This is a genomic window from Shigella dysenteriae (genome assembly GCF_022354085.1).
Taxonomy (GTDB): Bacteria; Pseudomonadota; Gammaproteobacteria; order Enterobacterales; family Enterobacteriaceae; genus Escherichia; species Escherichia coli.
In genome coordinates this window covers 1469775-1484017 of sequence record NZ_CP055055.1, presented here as the reverse complement: position 1 = coordinate 1484017, position 14243 = coordinate 1469775, and the positions used below count along the sequence as shown (strand labels likewise).

Genomic DNA, 14243 nt, shown 5'->3' with positions numbered 1-14243 from the left:
TAGTATACTTTATCATAGCCCATGAAGGATTCATGTATGTTTAAAGGACAAAAAACACTGGCCGCCCTGGCCATATCTCTACTATTCGCTTCACCTGTTTTTGCTGCAGATGAAGGATCTGGTGAAATCCACTTTAAAGGTGAAGTTATTGAAGCACCTTGTGAAATTCACCCTGATGACCTTGATATGAACATTGACCTGGGTGAAGTAACCACATCCCACATAAATCGAGAACATCATAGCGAGAAAAAACCTGTCAATATTCGCTTAATCAACTGTGATATTGCAGGCTGGGATGATGGCAAGGGTGGCGTGGTCTCAAAGGTAGGCGTGACCTTCGACAGCACGGCTAAAACGACAGGTGCAACCCCGCTCCTTAGTAACATCAGTGCTGGCGAGGCTACCGGCGTTGGCGTACGTCTCATGAACAAAGATGAATCATTTGTTACATTGGGAACAGAAGCGCCAACAATTGACTTATTGGCAAGTTCAACAGAACAAACGTTAAACTTCTTTGCCTGGATGGAACAGATGGATAACGCAGTTTCGGTTACCGCGGGGGCCGTTACTGCTAACGCAACTTACGTTCTGGATTACCAATAATCTTTTTTAAGGCGGCTGATTAGCCGCCTTTTGCGAATATTGTTCAGGTATGGATGCCGTGAATATTTATCGACTCTCTGTTCTTTCCTGTCTGGCAATGGTAACCCCTCCTGCGCTGACAGCTGAATTTAACCTTAACGTTCTCGATAAGTCGATTCGGGATAGCGTTGATATTTCGTTGCTCAATCAAAAAGGCGTCGTAGCTCCCGGCGATTACTTTGTTAGTGTTACGGTTAATAATAATAAAATCAGTAATGGGCAACAAATTCGCTGGCAAAAATCTGGCGATAAAATTATTCCTTGTATCAATGAATCGCTGATCGAACTCTTCGGACTTAAATCTGACTTTCGTAAAAAATTACCTGCAATAAAAGAATGTGTCGATTTTAGTGTCTTCCCTGAAATCATCTTTACTTTCGATCAGGCAAATCAACAGCTCAATATTACAATCCCGCAGGCATGGCTGGCGTGGCATTCAGAAAACTGGACGCCACCCTCAACGTGGAATAACGGTATTCCTGGCTTCCTGATGGATTACAACCTGTTTGCCAGCACTTATCGCCCACAAAGCGGCAGCAGCAGCAACAACCTGAACGCCTATGGCACCACGGGCCTCAACGCCGGGGCATGGCGTCTGCGCAGCGATTATCAGCTTAGCCAGTCCGATAGCGGCGACAACCGTGAACAATCTGGGGCGATTTCACGGACCTACCTGTTCCGCCCGTTACCGCAAATAGGTTCCCGATTAACCCTGGGCGAAACCGATTTTAGCTCTAACATTTTTGATGGTTTCTCCTATACCGGTGCGGCGTTAGCCAGCGACGATCGAATGCTCCCCTGGGAGTTACGCGGCTACGCGCCGCAAATCAGCGGCATCGCACAGACTAACGCCACGGTCACGATAAGCCATTCTGGTCGCGTGATTTACCAGAAAAAAGTTCCGCCAGGCCCATTTATTATTGATGACCTGAATCAGTCAGTGCAAGGTACACTGGATGTCAAAGTGAGCGAAGAAGATGGACGGGTGAATAACTTCCAGGTTTCAGCGGCCTCTACCCCGTTCCTGACGCGTCAGGGCCAGGTGCGCTATAAACTGGCTGCCGGTCGCCCGCGTTCCTCTATGTCGCACCACACCGAGGATGAAACCTTCATTAGCCATGAAGTCTCCTGGGGAATGCTCTCCAACACTTCACTATATGGCGGCATGCTTCTCGCAGGCGATGACTATCGTTCCGGCGCGCTGGGTATTGGGCAAAATATGCTCTGGCTGGGGGCGCTGTCGTTTGACGTGACCTGGGCCGACAGCCATTTTGATATCCAACAGGATGAGCAGGGTTACAGCTACCGCTTTAACTACAGCAAACAGGTTGATGCGACCAACAGCACCATCTCATTGGCAGCCTATCGCTTCTCCGATCGCCATTTTCACAGCTACGCTAACTACATTGATCACAAATACAATGACGCCGACGCGCAGGATGAAAAGCAAACCATCAGCCTCTCCTTCGGTCAGCCTATTACTCCGCTGAATCTTAATCTCTACGCCAACATCCTGCATCAGAGCTGGTGGAATGCGGATACCTCCACCACGGCCAACATTACCGCCGGTTTTAACGTCGACATTGGCGACTGGAAAGATATTTCTGTCTCGACCTCGTTCAACACCACCCATTATGAAGATAAAGATCGCGACAACCAGATTTACTTTTCGATCTCCTTACCGATTGGGGAAAGTGGTCGACTGGGTTATGACATGCAGAACAACAGTAATACTACCACCCACCGCATGTCGTGGAACGATACCCTGGATGAACGAAACAGTTGGGGAATGTCGGCTGGAATACAATCCGATCGCCCGGATAACGGTGCGCAGGTCAGCGGCAATTACCAACACCTCAGTTCGGCGGGGGAATGGGATCTGACCGGAACCTATGCCGCCAATGATTACACTTCCGCCAGTGCCAGTTGGAGCGGCTCGTTTACCGCGACTCAACATGGCGCGGCATTCCATCGCCGCAGTTCCACCAATGAACCACGCCTGATGGTCAGCATCGACGGCGTGGGCGATATTCCGATTCAGGGCAATATTGACTACACCAACCGCTTTGGTATTGCCGTGGTACCGTTTGTTTCCAGCTACCAGCCTACGACGGTAGCGGTCAATATGAACGACTTGCCTGACGGCGTTACCGTTTCCGAAAACGTGGTGAAAGAAACCTGGACCGAAGGCGCCATCGGCTTTAAATCGCTGGCGTCCCGCGCCGGGAAAGATCTCAACGTCATTATCAGCGATGCTAACGGGCATTTCCCGCCGCTCGGTGCCGATGTTCGCCAGGCTGAAGGCGGTGTCAGCGTCGGGATGGTTGGCGAAAACGGTCACGCATGGCTGAGTGGGGTCGATGAAAATCAACAATTTACCGTGCACTGGGGCGACCAGAAAACGTGTGCCATTCATCTGCCGGAACATCTGGAAGATGTGACTAATCGCCTGATTTTACCCTGTCATTAATTAAGGAAAAGACGATGACATTTGTTAAAGGATTCCCTTTGATTCTTCTGGTTGCCAGTATGTGCAGCCACGGCGCAGTGCAGCCTGACCGCACGCGCATCATCTTTAATAGCAAAGATAAAGCAACCAGCCTGCGCGTGGAAAACCGCAGCGATAAACTCCCCTACCTCGCCTATTCATGGATAGAAAATGAAAAGGGAGAGAAAAGCGATGAATTTCTCGTCGCCCTGCCGCCTATCCAGCGACTGGAGCCAAAAGCGACTTCGCAGGTTCGGATCATGAAACAAGCCGCCACCGCGAAATTACCCACCGATCGCGAATCTCTCTTTTACTATAACCTGCGTGAAATTCCGCCTGTCCCGGAAGGCAGCGAGGGCCATGCGATCCTGCAAGTCGCCGTCCAAAGTCGCATTAAGCTATTCTGGCGGCCCGCCGCATTACGCAAAAAAATGGGCGATCATGTTGAGCAACAGCTACAGGTTAGCCAGCAGAATAACCAGCTTACCCTGAAAAACCCGACCGGATACTATCTGACTATTGCCTATCTTGGGCGGGATGAGAAAGGCGTGCTGCCTGGCTTTAAAAGCACGATGGTCGCACCGTTCAGTTCGGTCACCACCAGCACGGGCAGCTATAGCGGCAAGCAGTTTTATCTTGGCTACATGGACGACTACGGCGCATTGCGTATGAACACGCTCTCCTGCCAGCGGCAATGCCGCCTGCAGCCGGTGGAGAATAAAAAATGAGATTCGCCAAAGGCGTGTTGCTCGCCATCTGTCTGATTTTTTTGCCGCTAAAAGCGGCGCTGGCGCTGAACTGCTATTTTGGTACCGCAAACGGCGCTGTAGAAAAATCGGAAGCTATTATGCCCTTCGCCGTTCCGGCCAATTCCAAACCCGGCGATAAAATCTGGGAATCTGACGATATAAAAATTCCGGTCTACTGTGACAACAACACAAACGGTAATTTTGAAAGCGAGCACGTCTACGCCTGGGTAAACCCTTACCCCGGTATTCAGGATCCCTATTATCAATTGGGCGTAACCTATGAAGGCGTGGACTATGACGCAAGCCTTGGGAAAAGCCGCATCGACACGAATCAGTGCATCGACAGTAAGAATATTGATATTTACACCCCGGAGCAGATCATTGCGATGGGCTGGCAAAATAAACTTTGCTCCGGCGATCCAACCGTTATGCACAAATCGCGGACGTTTGTGGCGCGTATGCGGCTTTACGTTAAAGTTCGCGCCATGCCGCCCCATGATTATCAGAGCAAACTCAGCGATTACATCGTCGTACAGTTTGATGGCGCAGGCAGCGTGAACGAAGACCCTACCGCGAAGAATCTGAAATATCACATTACCGGTCTGGAAAATATCCGCGTGCTGGATTGCAGCGTCAACTTTGCTATCTCACCTGAAACCCAGGTCGTTGATTTTGGCCGATTTAACGTGCTGGATATTCGTCGCCATACGATGTCGCAGCAATTTAAAATAACTACAACCAAATCACAAAACGACCAGTGTACCGACGGTTTTAAAGTCAGCTCTTCGTTTTATACCGATGAAACCCTTATCGACGAAGATAAATCACTGCTCATTGGCAATGGCCTGAAGCTTCGATTGTTGGATGAAAATGCCTCACCCTATACTTTCAACAAATACAGTGAGTATGCCGATTTTACCAGCGACCTGTTAGTGTATGAAAAAACCTACACGGCAGTATTGTCATCCACGCCGGGTACGCCCATCGACGTTGGTCCCTTTGATACAGTGGTACTTTTCAAAATTAACTACAACTGATTTAGCCTATTGCCCTTTCCAGCCGGAGAGGGCTTCTTCGGTTAATTGCCAATTTTCCGGCTTTTATTGATTACCGTTATTTTTTCCATGCCCGGCATTCTTTATGCTGTATCGATACACCAAAGAGTAAATAATGAGGGAGCAAAGGATGCCAGTTTTGCAGTGGGGAATGTTATGTGTGCTATCACTTCTCCTTTCTATTGGTTTCCTCGCGGTACATCTCCCGGCGGCATTATTACTTGGGCCGATGATCGCCGGGATCATCTTCAGTATGCGCGGGGTTACCCTGCAACTCCCCCGCTCCGCTTTTCTCGCCGCGCAGGCCATTCTTGGCTGCATGATTGCGCAAAACTTGACCGGCTCGATCCTGACCACGCTGGCGGTTAACTGGCCGATTGTGTTAGCTATTTTACTGGTGACGTTGCTTTCCAGCGCTATCGTGGGATGGCTACTGGTGCGCTATAGCTCACTGCCCGGAAATACTGGTGCCTGGGGCTCCTCGCCTGGCGGGGCGGCGGCAATGGTCGCGATGGCGCAGGATTACGGCGCAGATATCCGCCTGGTGGCGTTTATGCAGTATCTGCGAGTGCTGTTTGTCGCGGGGGCCGCAGTTCTGGTCACGCGAATGATGCTGGGCGATAACGCTGAAGCGGTTAACCAGCATATCGTCTGGTTCCCGCCAGTGAGCATTAATCTCCTGCTTACTATTTTGCTCGCGGTCGTTGCCGGTACAGTGGGATGCCTGCTGCGTCTTCCTTCCGGCACGATGCTCATCCCGATGCTGGCGGGCGCAGTGCTCCAGTCTGGTCAGCTCATCACCATCGAACTACCGGAATGGCTGCTGGCGATGGCGTATATGGCAATTGGCTGGCGGATTGGTCTTGGTTTCGATAAACAAATCTTACTGCGGGCACTACGCCCGCTACCACAAATCCTGCTGTCGATTTTTGCTCTGCTGGCTATTTGTGCGGGTATGACGTGGGGACTGACCCGGTTTATGCACATTGATTTTATGACTGCCTACCTCGCCACCAGCCCCGGCGGGCTTGATACCGTGGCGGTCATCGCCGCAGGGAGCAATGCCGATATGGCGCTCATTATGGCGATGCAAACCCTGCGCCTGTTCAGTATTTTGCTGACAGGGCCTGCCATTGCGCGGTTTATTTCAACCTATGCGCCGAAACGTACGGCCTAGTGCTGGCAGCCCGGACACCAGTAAAACGGGCGAGATGACAGCGTGGTTTTCTCAATGATGCCGCCACAGCGTTCGCACAGTTCGCCATCACGATGAAAAACCTTAAAGCGAAACAGCGCCCCATGATGCTTATTCTCATCCACCTGCCCCCGCGTAGCGTAAGAAAACCGAGGAATATCCAGTAACGCGTGTGCGAGTGCATCCAGTTGCGCCGCATTGAGGTCTTTCGCTTTATGATTTCCAGTCAACCCAACCTGCCAGAGGATCTCCACACGCAAATAATTGCCAAGCCCAGCCAGAAACGCCTGATCGAGCAGTAATCCAGCAAACTGACGGTTACGAAAGCGCGGCGACAATAACCGTTCTTTCACCACCTCCGGCGTCAGATTCGGATCCAGCACATCGGGACCAACGCGTTGTAAAAACGGATGCGTGGTCAGTTGTTCCGGGGTCAACATCTCAATATCCGAGGCGCTATAAAGCAGAATGGTTTTGTCAGCCGTTTGCAGTTTTACCCGCAATACTCGCGTGGTCTGCGACTCTTCGCCGGTATCAACCACGCGCCAGACGCCATAAAGCTGATTATGGCTGTAGAGCGTTAAGTCGTTGGAAAAATGAGTTAACAGCGCCTTACCACGCGTTTCCACATGGGTAACGTGTTGACCGATAAGTTGTGATTGATAAGATTTTAACTGCGGGAAAGCAAACCAGACATCAGTTAGTGGTTTGCCTTTGATCGCCGCCTCCAGGTTATCCGCTGCACGGCGGATCTCCGGGCCTTCAGGCATGGTGATATCCTTTTTTCATTCTTTATTAAACGGGGTTATGCTGCGACAACAATCCCCTTTTCGGCAAATGTAGAGCGTAGTCGGCGGGCGAACGCCAGTGCGTGCTCGCCGTCGCCATGCAGGCAGACCGTTTGCGCCGTGACCGTTGCCCATTCGCCGGTGATACTTTTGACTCTGCCGTGTTGCACCATCTCCAGCGTTTGCGCCAACGCCTGTTCTTCGTTTTCAATCAACGCGCCTGGCTGATTTCGCGGCACCAGCAAGCCGTCAGCCTGATAACCGCGATCGGCAAACACTTCCTCGCGCGTTGTCAGGCCATATTGCTTGCCTGCACGAATCAGCTCGCTTCCTGCCAGCCCAACGAGAACCAATGCTGGATCGCAAGCGTATACCGCTCTGGCGATGGCGTCTGCCAGTTGTGCTTCTTTCGCCGCCTGGTTGTACAACATGCCGTGCGGTTTGACATGACGCATTACGCCGCCTTGCGCACGGGCAATCGTTGCCAGCGCGCCAATTTGATACAGCGTCTGGGCGTAAACGGTTTCTGGCGGCAGCTGCATAGCGCTGCGACCAAAATTTTCCCTGTCGGGAAAACTCGGATGAGCGCCAATCGCGACACCATTTTTTATTGCTTCACGCACGCAAGCCTGCATGGTTTGCGCATCGCCTGCATGAAATCCACAGGCAATATTGGCAGAGGAAACCAGCGTTAATAGCTCTGCGTCGCTGGCGCAGCCTTCGCCCAGATCGGCGTTCAGGTCAATTTTCATTGTGCAGCCGCCACGCTAATTGTTCGAAATAACGTTGCTGATCTTGCCGCGCTTTCAGTGCCTCTTCCAGTGAACACTGGACAAAATGAATCGGCTGACCGAGCGGAATTTGCGCCAGATGGTACATATCAGCCTCAATGATACAGGCAATACGCGGGTAACCACCGGTGGTCTGTGCGTCGTTCATCAACACAATGGGCTGCCCGTTATGCGGCACCTGCACCACACCCGGTAACAAACCGTGAGATAACAGTTCGCGATCGGTGGTGCGTTTTAAAATTTGCCCCTGTAAGCGATAGCCCATGCGGTTACTTTGCGGGCTAAGCTGCCAGGGCGAACGCCAGAATGCATCCTGCGAGGCGCGATCGAACTCATGATATTCCGGCCCCGGCAAGGCGCGAATGCGGTTCCCCCACAGCAGCTGTTTAACGCCCTGCGCTTCCATAAAATCACGCTTCGCTTTGCCAATCGGGAGCCGGTCACCATCCCTCAGTAAACGGCCTTCCAGCCCGCCAATCCCCACTTTGAGATCGGTGCTGCATGATCCCATTACCGGCGGAACATCAATACCACCCGCGACCGCCAGATAACTGCGCATCCCGTGCTGCGGGCGTTTAAGCGTTAAACGCTGGCCTGCTTTCATCGGCAATCGCCAGCCGGTCCAGACGGCATTATCATCCAGCCGCGCTTCGCAACCGGCACCCGTCAGAGCAAACCACCCATCAGTTTCGAACTCAACCGTTAACTGACCGAGCGTGATCTCCAGCGCGGGGGCATTGGCGTCATTACCCACCAGCAGGTTAGCAATGCGTAACGCAGGCATATCCAGTGCGCCGCAGTGGCTGATACCCGACTGGCGAAAACCGTGACGACCGCCATCTTGCACAGTGGTATACATGCCCGCACGAATAATCTTCAGCATACTCCCTCCTTTTGCGGTACAAAGCGCACGCTGTCTCCCGGACGTAATAAGATGGGTTCGTCACGCGCCGGATCAAACAGGCTGAGTGAGGTATGACCAATCAACTGCCAGCCACCCGGCGTTGCCAGCGGATAAACACCAGTCTGCGGCCCGCCGATCCCGACAGAACCTGCCGGAACGAGCAAGCGCGGTTCAGCGCGCCGTGGCGTGTGTAGTTGTTCCGGCAAACTCCCGAGATACGGGAAGCCCGGTTGAAAACCTAAAAACCAGACCACGTATTCCACGGAGGAGTGCAATTCAACAACCTGTTTTTCGCTCAACCCGCAATGCGCCGCGACCACCGCCAAATCCGGTCCGCCTGCACCACCGTAAACCACCGGAATTTCAATAAAGCGAGACTCAGGTTCCAGGGCCTCGCTCTCCTCCCACCAGCGTTGCAAACGCTCTATGGCATCCAGCGCCAGCGACTCAGGATTACGCAAAATCACCGTGATATTGTTCATGCCGGGAATGGCTTCAACCACATTCGGCATATCCACCAGACGCTGCGCCAGTCGCCAGATCCGTTTCTGGCTAGCCAGCGTCACCGGCGGTTCCAGTTCCAGCACTACCGCCGTTTCACCTATCAGATAACAACGCGCTCGTTGCACTTTCGATCCCTCTGATTATTCGTTATGCAGGATTAGGAATATCAATAAAGGTCACATCAAGATCGGTATTTTCATTCAGCCACTCGCTCAATGCGCGAATACCACCACGTTCAGTGGCATGGTGACCTGCAGCATAAAAATGCAATCCCTGCTCGCGGGCTGAATGAATGGTCTGTTCAGAAACTTCGCCAGTAATAAAAGCATCCACGCCAAAACGCGCGGCGCTATCGATAAAACTTTGCCCGCCGCCCGTGCACCAGGCGACGCGCTGGACCACCTCAGGTCCGGTATCGCCACACCATAACGGCTTACGTCCCAGACGCGCTTCAATCCAGGAAGCCAGCTCCAGTCCCGGCACAGGCATGGTCAGTTCGCCCCACGGCACCAACGGCTCAATTTCGCCCATGACCGTGATCCCCAGTAACGCCGCCAGCTGTGCGTTATTGCCCAGCTCAGGATGTGCGTCAAGCGGCAAATGCCAGCCATACAGGTTGATATCATTTGCCAGCAACGTTTTTAAACGGTTACGCTTCATTCCGCGAATGACCGGAGATTCACCTTTCCAGAAGTAGCCATGATGCACAATGACCGCATCCGCGCCCAGACGCACTGCCTCATCGAGCAAAGCCTGGCTGGCGGTGACACCGGTAACAATTTTTTGCACCGTCTCTTTGCCTTCCACCTGCAAACCATTTGGCGCGTAATCACTAATCGCCGCGCTGTTCAGTTTTTCGTTAATCAGTTGTTCCAGTTCGGTGTTTTTCATCTTCGCGCCTTCCGTATTCTGATAGCTACACCGTTAACATAGCGTTACCTCGCCTGTTCGTCGATAGCCAATCTTTTGACATATTAAGAAACAAACCCGACGCCAAAAGACGCAAATTGTTTATATCATCACGTTTCAGCTAATGTATATTTATGCAATCAGACAGCATATTGCATAAATAATCAGATCTGTATCAAAGTTTTAACTTTAAGGAAACACAAGCACGCCGCGCAACTATTACGTGACGTTGCCGTCAATTGTGGAATTATTATGAATAAACACGCATCACAACCGCGCGCTATTTACTATGTCGTTGCGCTGCAAATCTGGGAATATTTTAGCTTTTACGGCATGCGTGCCCTGCTGATTCTCTATCTCACCAATCAACTAAAATACAACGATACTCACGCCTACGAGTTATTTAGCGCCTACTGTTCGCTGGTGTATGTCACGCCAATCCTCGGTGGCTTTTTGGCGGATAAAGTTCTCGGCAATCGCATGGCGGTGATGCTGGGGGCGTTATTGATGGCGATCGGTCATGTGGTGTTGGGTGCAAGTGAGATCCATCCGTCATTCCTCTATCTGTCCCTGGCGATAATCGTTTGTGGCTATGGTCTGTTTAAATCCAATGTCAGTTGCCTGCTCGGCGAGCTGTATGAGCCAACCGATCCGCGTCGTGATGGCGGTTTCTCGCTGATGTATGCAGCGGGTAACGTGGGGTCTATTATCGCACCTATTGCCTGTGGCTACGCCCAGGAAGAGTACAGCTGGGCGATGGGCTTTGGCCTGGCGGCGGTTGGCATGATCGCGGGTCTGGTCATTTTCTTATGTGGCAATCGTCATTTCACTCATACCCGCGGCGTTAACAAAAAAGTACTGCGTGCGACAAACTTTCTGCTGCCGAACTGGGGATGGCTGCTGGTTCTGCTGGTGGCAACGCCTGCGCTGATTACCGTACTGTTCTGGAAAGAATGGTCGGTATACGCCTTGATTGTCGCGACTATCATTGGCCTGGGTGTACTGGCAAAAATTTATCGCAAAGCAGAAAACCAGAAACAGCGTAAGGAGCTGGGGCTGATTGTGACGCTCACCTTCTTCAGTATGTTGTTCTGGGCCTTCGCACAACAGGGCGGTAGCTCGATTAGCCTTTATATCGACCGCTTCGTTAACCGCGATATGTTTGGTTATACCGTTCCGACCGCGATGTTCCAGTCGATTAATGCCTTCGCAGTTATGCTGTGCGGTGTGTTCCTGGCGTGGGTGGTAAAAGAGAGTGTCGCGGGTAATCGTACCGTGCGCATCTGGGGAAAATTTGCTCTTGGCCTTGGCCTGATGAGCGCCGGATTCTGCATTCTGACCTTAAGCGCCCGCTGGTCCGCAATGTATGGTCACTCTTCTCTGCCACTGATGGTATTAGGCCTGGCGGTGATGGGCTTTGCGGAACTGTTTATCGACCCGGTTGCTATGTCGCAGATTACGCGCATTGAAATCCCCGGTGTGACCGGCGTATTAACCGGCATTTATATGCTGCTTTCCGGCGCGATTGCGAACTATCTGGCGGGCGTGATTGCCGATCAGACATCGCAGGCTTCGTTTGATGCTTCCGGGGCGATCAACTACTCCATCAATGCATATATTGAAGTATTTGATCAAATTACCTGGGGCGCACTGGCGTGTGTAGGAGTGGTACTGATGATTTGGCTGTATCAGGCGCTGAAATTCAGAAACCGCGCGCTGGCGCTGGAGTCTTAATAGGCCAGCACCGATGCCTGATGCGACGCTTGACGCGTCTTATCAGGCCTACGTATTTCCTGCAATTTATTGAATTTGCACAAATTTGTAGGCTGGATAAGGCGTTCACGCCGCATCCGGCATCTGGGCTCGATTGCCTGACGCGTCTGTTATTTCCCCTTCCGCGCCGCCTCATACGCTGCCAACGTTTGTACTCTCGCCTCTTTGTGCTCGACTATCGGTTGCGGATAATCCAGCTTCACACCTGCTTTCTCAGCCCACTTCCACGGCTCATGCACCGATTTTCCCGGTACATCGCGCAGTTCCGGTAGCCACTGGCGGATAAACTCGCCTTCGCGGTCAAATTTCTCGCCCTGGGTTGTCGGGTTGAAAATACGAAAATACGGCGCTGCATCAGTACCCGTAGAAGCCGCCCACTGCCAGCCACCGTTATTAGCTGCCAAATCACCATCAATCAGCTGCGACATGAAATATCGCTCGCCTTCGCGCCAGTCGATCAATAAATCTTTCACCAGAAAACTGGCTGTAATCATCCGTAGCCGGTTATGCATCCAGCCAGTGCTATTAAGCTGACGCATGGCAGCATCGACAATCGGGTATCCCGTTTTGCCTTCCTGCCAGGCCTGTAAATGTGCGGGATTGCTCTGCCACTGCACACGATCCGTCCAGGCAATAAACGGACAATGTTTACACAACGAGGGGTAATACGTCATCAGATGACGGTAGAACTCGCGCCAGATCAGCTCACTAAGCCAGACACTACCGGCCCCACCGTCCAGCGCCTGCGGCTGTTCCGCCAACAAGCGATGCAAACACTGGCGAGGCGATAACCCGCCCGTTGCCAGGCTGGCGGACAAACGACTGGTGCCTTCCACTGCCGGAAAATCTCGTTGTTGCTCATATTCTCCGGCACCGTTCTGGCAAAACTGGCGTAATTGCGCAATCGCCGCTTTTTCTTCCACCGGGAAATGCGCAGTATCGAAAGACTGACGAGGATAATTCAGCGTAATGGATGGCGCGGGCTTTATCGATCCGCTACTACGAACTTTTGGTGCAGCGACGCACTCCGGCATCCCTTCCCGCAGCCGTTTCAGCCAGGCATTTTGAAAAGGCGTAAAGACTTTGTACATCTCATGATTGCCGGTCATCACCGCGCCAGGCGGCAGGATCACGCTGTCATCAAATCCTTCACACACCACGTTACGCAGCGCTCTTTCAACTTCCACATCCCGCGCCCGCTCATTCACCTCATACTGATAGTTATAAAAAAGATGAGTAACGCTGTTTTCCGCGCACACCTGTTTAATTATTTCGACGCTGGCGGCAAAGTCATCCACTTCACGGAACAATAAAGGAATACCTTTTTCCGCCAGCGCGATTTGTAGCCCATTCAGTTGAGCATTGATAAGTTCAGCCTGACGCGGCGACATGTTATGCGCCGCCCACTGGCGTGGTGTAGCGATATACAACGCCAGCACGCGTGCAGACGAATTGCGGCAGGCGGCAGCCAGCGCGAGATTATCATGCAGACGTAAATCCTGGCGAAACCAGACCAGATGGGTAGTCATAAAACTCCTGAATGGCGCAAGTTAATCACACGCGGCCAAAGTTCGAAATAACGCTGCCCTGAAAGCCAGGCGTCAGGATAAAGCGCCATATAGTGTTTGATACGCATCAGCGGCGCAAGAAGTGGTTGCTCGCCACGGCGATAACTGTCGATAAGCGCAGCCAGCTGCTGGCGTTCTGTGGAATCAATATGCGGGCGAAAATAACCCTGAACGTGCATCAAAACGTTGGTGTGGTCACGTCGGTTGGCGGGGTGAGAAAGCAAAACAACTACGCGTTGGCGGTACTGGTTGTAATAGTCATCCAGATTTTGCCACTGGTGAATATCAGCCACGAACGGGCCAAGTTTGCGGTATTCCGGCTGGGAATGAGCCAGAAATACGAGTTTATAGCGGCTGTGATAATCGAGAAGCGCCCCGCGCGTTAAGCCATGTTCTTTCAGTCGATGTAACTCATGAAGCGCGAAGATACGGATTAGAGTGCTGTCATCAAATCGTTGCTGATTCATTACTGCTCCTGAACGGTTTACAGGAGTAAGTGTAGACGGCGAAAAGAAAAAACCGCCAGCGTTTCCACTAGCGGTTTTCAATGTATTCAAAACTCAGCAATCAGTAAAAATCACCGGTTGCCTTTTCGGCCTGATCCATCCAAACCGGTTTATCGCTGGTTTTCGACCAGACGCGATGCAGGTAGCTGTAAAAGCGGGCGCGGTCTTTCCAGAAAAGCATGAAAGGCAGCGCCAGAACGCCCGCTGCAACCGCATAAGTACGGCGTAAAAAGATGAGCCATGCAGGATATTCTCTGTAGAGTTCCATACTTTTCTCCCCCTTTTGTATCTACCCGGTGAATAGCACCGGAAAAATGAATTTGTTTATCTGATGAAAATAGTACCGCCTTTTGTGTAATTTTACTACTCAT

The 14243-nt window shown here is 51.9% G+C and carries 14 protein-coding genes; 6 read left to right on the top strand and 8 right to left on the bottom strand.

Going from position 1 to position 14243, the window contains the following annotated elements:
- Nucleotides 1–36: 36 nt before the first annotated feature.
- From HUZ68_RS06940 to HUZ68_RS06920, 5 genes are all read left to right on the top strand, one after another.
- A complete protein-coding gene (locus tag HUZ68_RS06940; protein WP_000472399.1) occupies nt 37–603 on the top strand; it encodes a fimbrial protein in 567 nt (188 codons plus the stop codon).
- A 49-nt stretch (nt 604–652) separates the two neighbouring features.
- The gene (locus HUZ68_RS06935) at nt 653–3112 is read left to right on the top strand and encodes a fimbria/pilus outer membrane usher protein (protein ID WP_162722156.1); all 2460 of its coding nucleotides are present in this window, start codon (nt 653–655) and stop codon (nt 3110–3112) included.
- Between the two features lie 14 nt (nt 3113–3126).
- Nucleotides 3127–3858, top strand: coding sequence for a fimbrial biogenesis chaperone (locus HUZ68_RS06930; protein ID WP_000144794.1), 732 nt, complete (start codon nt 3127–3129; stop codon nt 3856–3858).
- Nucleotides 3855–4916, top strand: a complete 1062-nt coding sequence (locus HUZ68_RS06925) for a fimbrial protein (protein WP_239594083.1) — start codon at nt 3855–3857, stop codon at nt 4914–4916. Before HUZ68_RS06930 ends, HUZ68_RS06925 begins: the two co-directional genes overlap by 4 nt.
- 148 nt (nt 4917–5064) lie before the next feature.
- The gene (locus HUZ68_RS06920) at nt 5065–6111 is read left to right on the top strand and encodes an AbrB family transcriptional regulator (protein WP_239594082.1); all 1047 of its coding nucleotides are present in this window, start codon (nt 5065–5067) and stop codon (nt 6109–6111) included.
- On the opposite strand, the gene nei is transcribed toward HUZ68_RS06920, so the two are convergent.
- Genes nei through ybgI form a run of 5 tightly spaced genes read right to left on the bottom strand, consistent with a single transcriptional unit; the run spans nt 6108 to nt 10007 of the window.
- Nucleotides 6108–6899, bottom strand: coding sequence for an endonuclease VIII (nei, locus tag HUZ68_RS06915; protein ID WP_001113997.1), 792 nt, complete (start codon nt 6897–6899; stop codon nt 6108–6110). The two genes, HUZ68_RS06920 and nei, sit on opposite strands and share 4 nt — an antisense overlap.
- 35 nt (nt 6900–6934) lie before the next feature.
- Nucleotides 6935–7669, bottom strand: a complete 735-nt coding sequence (gene pxpA / locus HUZ68_RS06910) for a 5-oxoprolinase subunit PxpA (RefSeq protein WP_000687137.1) — start codon at nt 7667–7669, stop codon at nt 6935–6937.
- Nucleotides 7659–8591 carry a 5-oxoprolinase subunit PxpC gene (pxpC, locus tag HUZ68_RS06905; protein WP_000912730.1) on the bottom strand — a complete coding sequence of 311 codons (933 nt, stop codon included), beginning with the start codon at nt 8589–8591 and terminating at the stop codon, nt 7659–7661. Before pxpC ends, pxpA begins: the two co-directional genes overlap by 11 nt.
- On the bottom strand, nt 8585–9241 hold the full coding sequence (gene pxpB, locus HUZ68_RS06900; RefSeq protein ID WP_001188343.1) for a 5-oxoprolinase subunit PxpB: 657 nt from the start codon (nt 9239–9241) through the stop codon (nt 8585–8587). The genes pxpC and pxpB overlap by 7 nt, the downstream gene beginning before the upstream one ends.
- A gap of 22 nt (nt 9242–9263) precedes the next feature.
- Entirely contained in the window at nt 9264–10007 is a 744-nt protein-coding gene (gene ybgI, locus HUZ68_RS06895; RefSeq protein WP_000798871.1) for a radiation resistance protein YbgI, read from the bottom strand.
- A gap of 270 nt (nt 10008–10277) precedes the next feature.
- Between ybgI and dtpD the strand changes: the two genes are divergently transcribed.
- Nucleotides 10278–11759 (top strand): dipeptide permease DtpD, encoded by a 1482-nt coding sequence (gene dtpD / locus HUZ68_RS06890; protein WP_001032697.1) that lies wholly within the window; start codon nt 10278–10280, stop codon nt 11757–11759.
- A gap of 149 nt (nt 11760–11908) precedes the next feature.
- Here dtpD and phrB read toward each other — a convergent pair whose 3' ends face one another.
- From phrB to HUZ68_RS06875, 3 genes are all read right to left on the bottom strand, one after another.
- On the bottom strand, nt 11909–13327 hold the full coding sequence (gene phrB / locus HUZ68_RS06885) for a deoxyribodipyrimidine photo-lyase (RefSeq protein ID WP_112925312.1): 1419 nt from the start codon (nt 13325–13327) through the stop codon (nt 11909–11911).
- Nucleotides 13324–13833, bottom strand: a complete 510-nt coding sequence (locus HUZ68_RS06880; RefSeq protein ID WP_032280517.1) for a YbgA family protein — start codon at nt 13831–13833, stop codon at nt 13324–13326. Before HUZ68_RS06880 ends, phrB begins: the two co-directional genes overlap by 4 nt.
- A gap of 100 nt (nt 13834–13933) precedes the next feature.
- Nucleotides 13934–14140, bottom strand: coding sequence for a YbfA family protein (locus HUZ68_RS06875; RefSeq protein ID WP_000424924.1), 207 nt, complete (start codon nt 14138–14140; stop codon nt 13934–13936).
- Nucleotides 14141–14243 lie beyond the last annotated feature (103 nt).

Excerpts from the sequence above, each read along its gene's own strand:
- HUZ68_RS06940 (WP_000472399.1), top strand. The coding sequence starts at position 37 with ATGTTTAAAGGACAAAAAACACTGGCCGCCCTGGCCATATCTCTACTA.
- HUZ68_RS06935 (WP_162722156.1), top strand. The coding sequence starts at position 653 with ATGGATGCCGTGAATATTTATCGACTCTCTGTTCTTTCCTGTCTGGCA.
- HUZ68_RS06930 (WP_000144794.1), top strand. The coding sequence starts at position 3,127 with ATGACATTTGTTAAAGGATTCCCTTTGATTCTTCTGGTTGCCAGTATG.
- HUZ68_RS06925 (WP_239594083.1), top strand. The coding sequence starts at position 3,855 with ATGAGATTCGCCAAAGGCGTGTTGCTCGCCATCTGTCTGATTTTTTTG.
- HUZ68_RS06920 (WP_239594082.1), top strand. The coding sequence starts at position 5,065 with ATGCCAGTTTTGCAGTGGGGAATGTTATGTGTGCTATCACTTCTCCTT.
- nei (WP_001113997.1), bottom strand. The coding sequence starts at position 6,899 with ATGCCTGAAGGCCCGGAGATCCGCCGTGCAGCGGATAACCTGGAGGCG.
- pxpA (WP_000687137.1), bottom strand. The coding sequence starts at position 7,669 with ATGAAAATTGACCTGAACGCCGATCTGGGCGAAGGCTGCGCCAGCGAC.
- pxpC (WP_000912730.1), bottom strand. The coding sequence starts at position 8,591 with ATGCTGAAGATTATTCGTGCGGGCATGTATACCACTGTGCAAGATGGC.
- ybgI (WP_000798871.1), bottom strand. The coding sequence starts at position 10,007 with ATGAAAAACACCGAACTGGAACAACTGATTAACGAAAAACTGAACAGC.
- dtpD (WP_001032697.1), top strand. The coding sequence starts at position 10,278 with ATGAATAAACACGCATCACAACCGCGCGCTATTTACTATGTCGTTGCG.
- phrB (WP_112925312.1), bottom strand. The coding sequence starts at position 13,327 with ATGACTACCCATCTGGTCTGGTTTCGCCAGGATTTACGTCTGCATGAT.
- HUZ68_RS06880 (WP_032280517.1), bottom strand. The coding sequence starts at position 13,833 with ATGAATCAGCAACGATTTGATGACAGCACTCTAATCCGTATCTTCGCG.
- HUZ68_RS06875 (WP_000424924.1), bottom strand. The coding sequence starts at position 14,140 with ATGGAACTCTACAGAGAATATCCTGCATGGCTCATCTTTTTACGCCGT.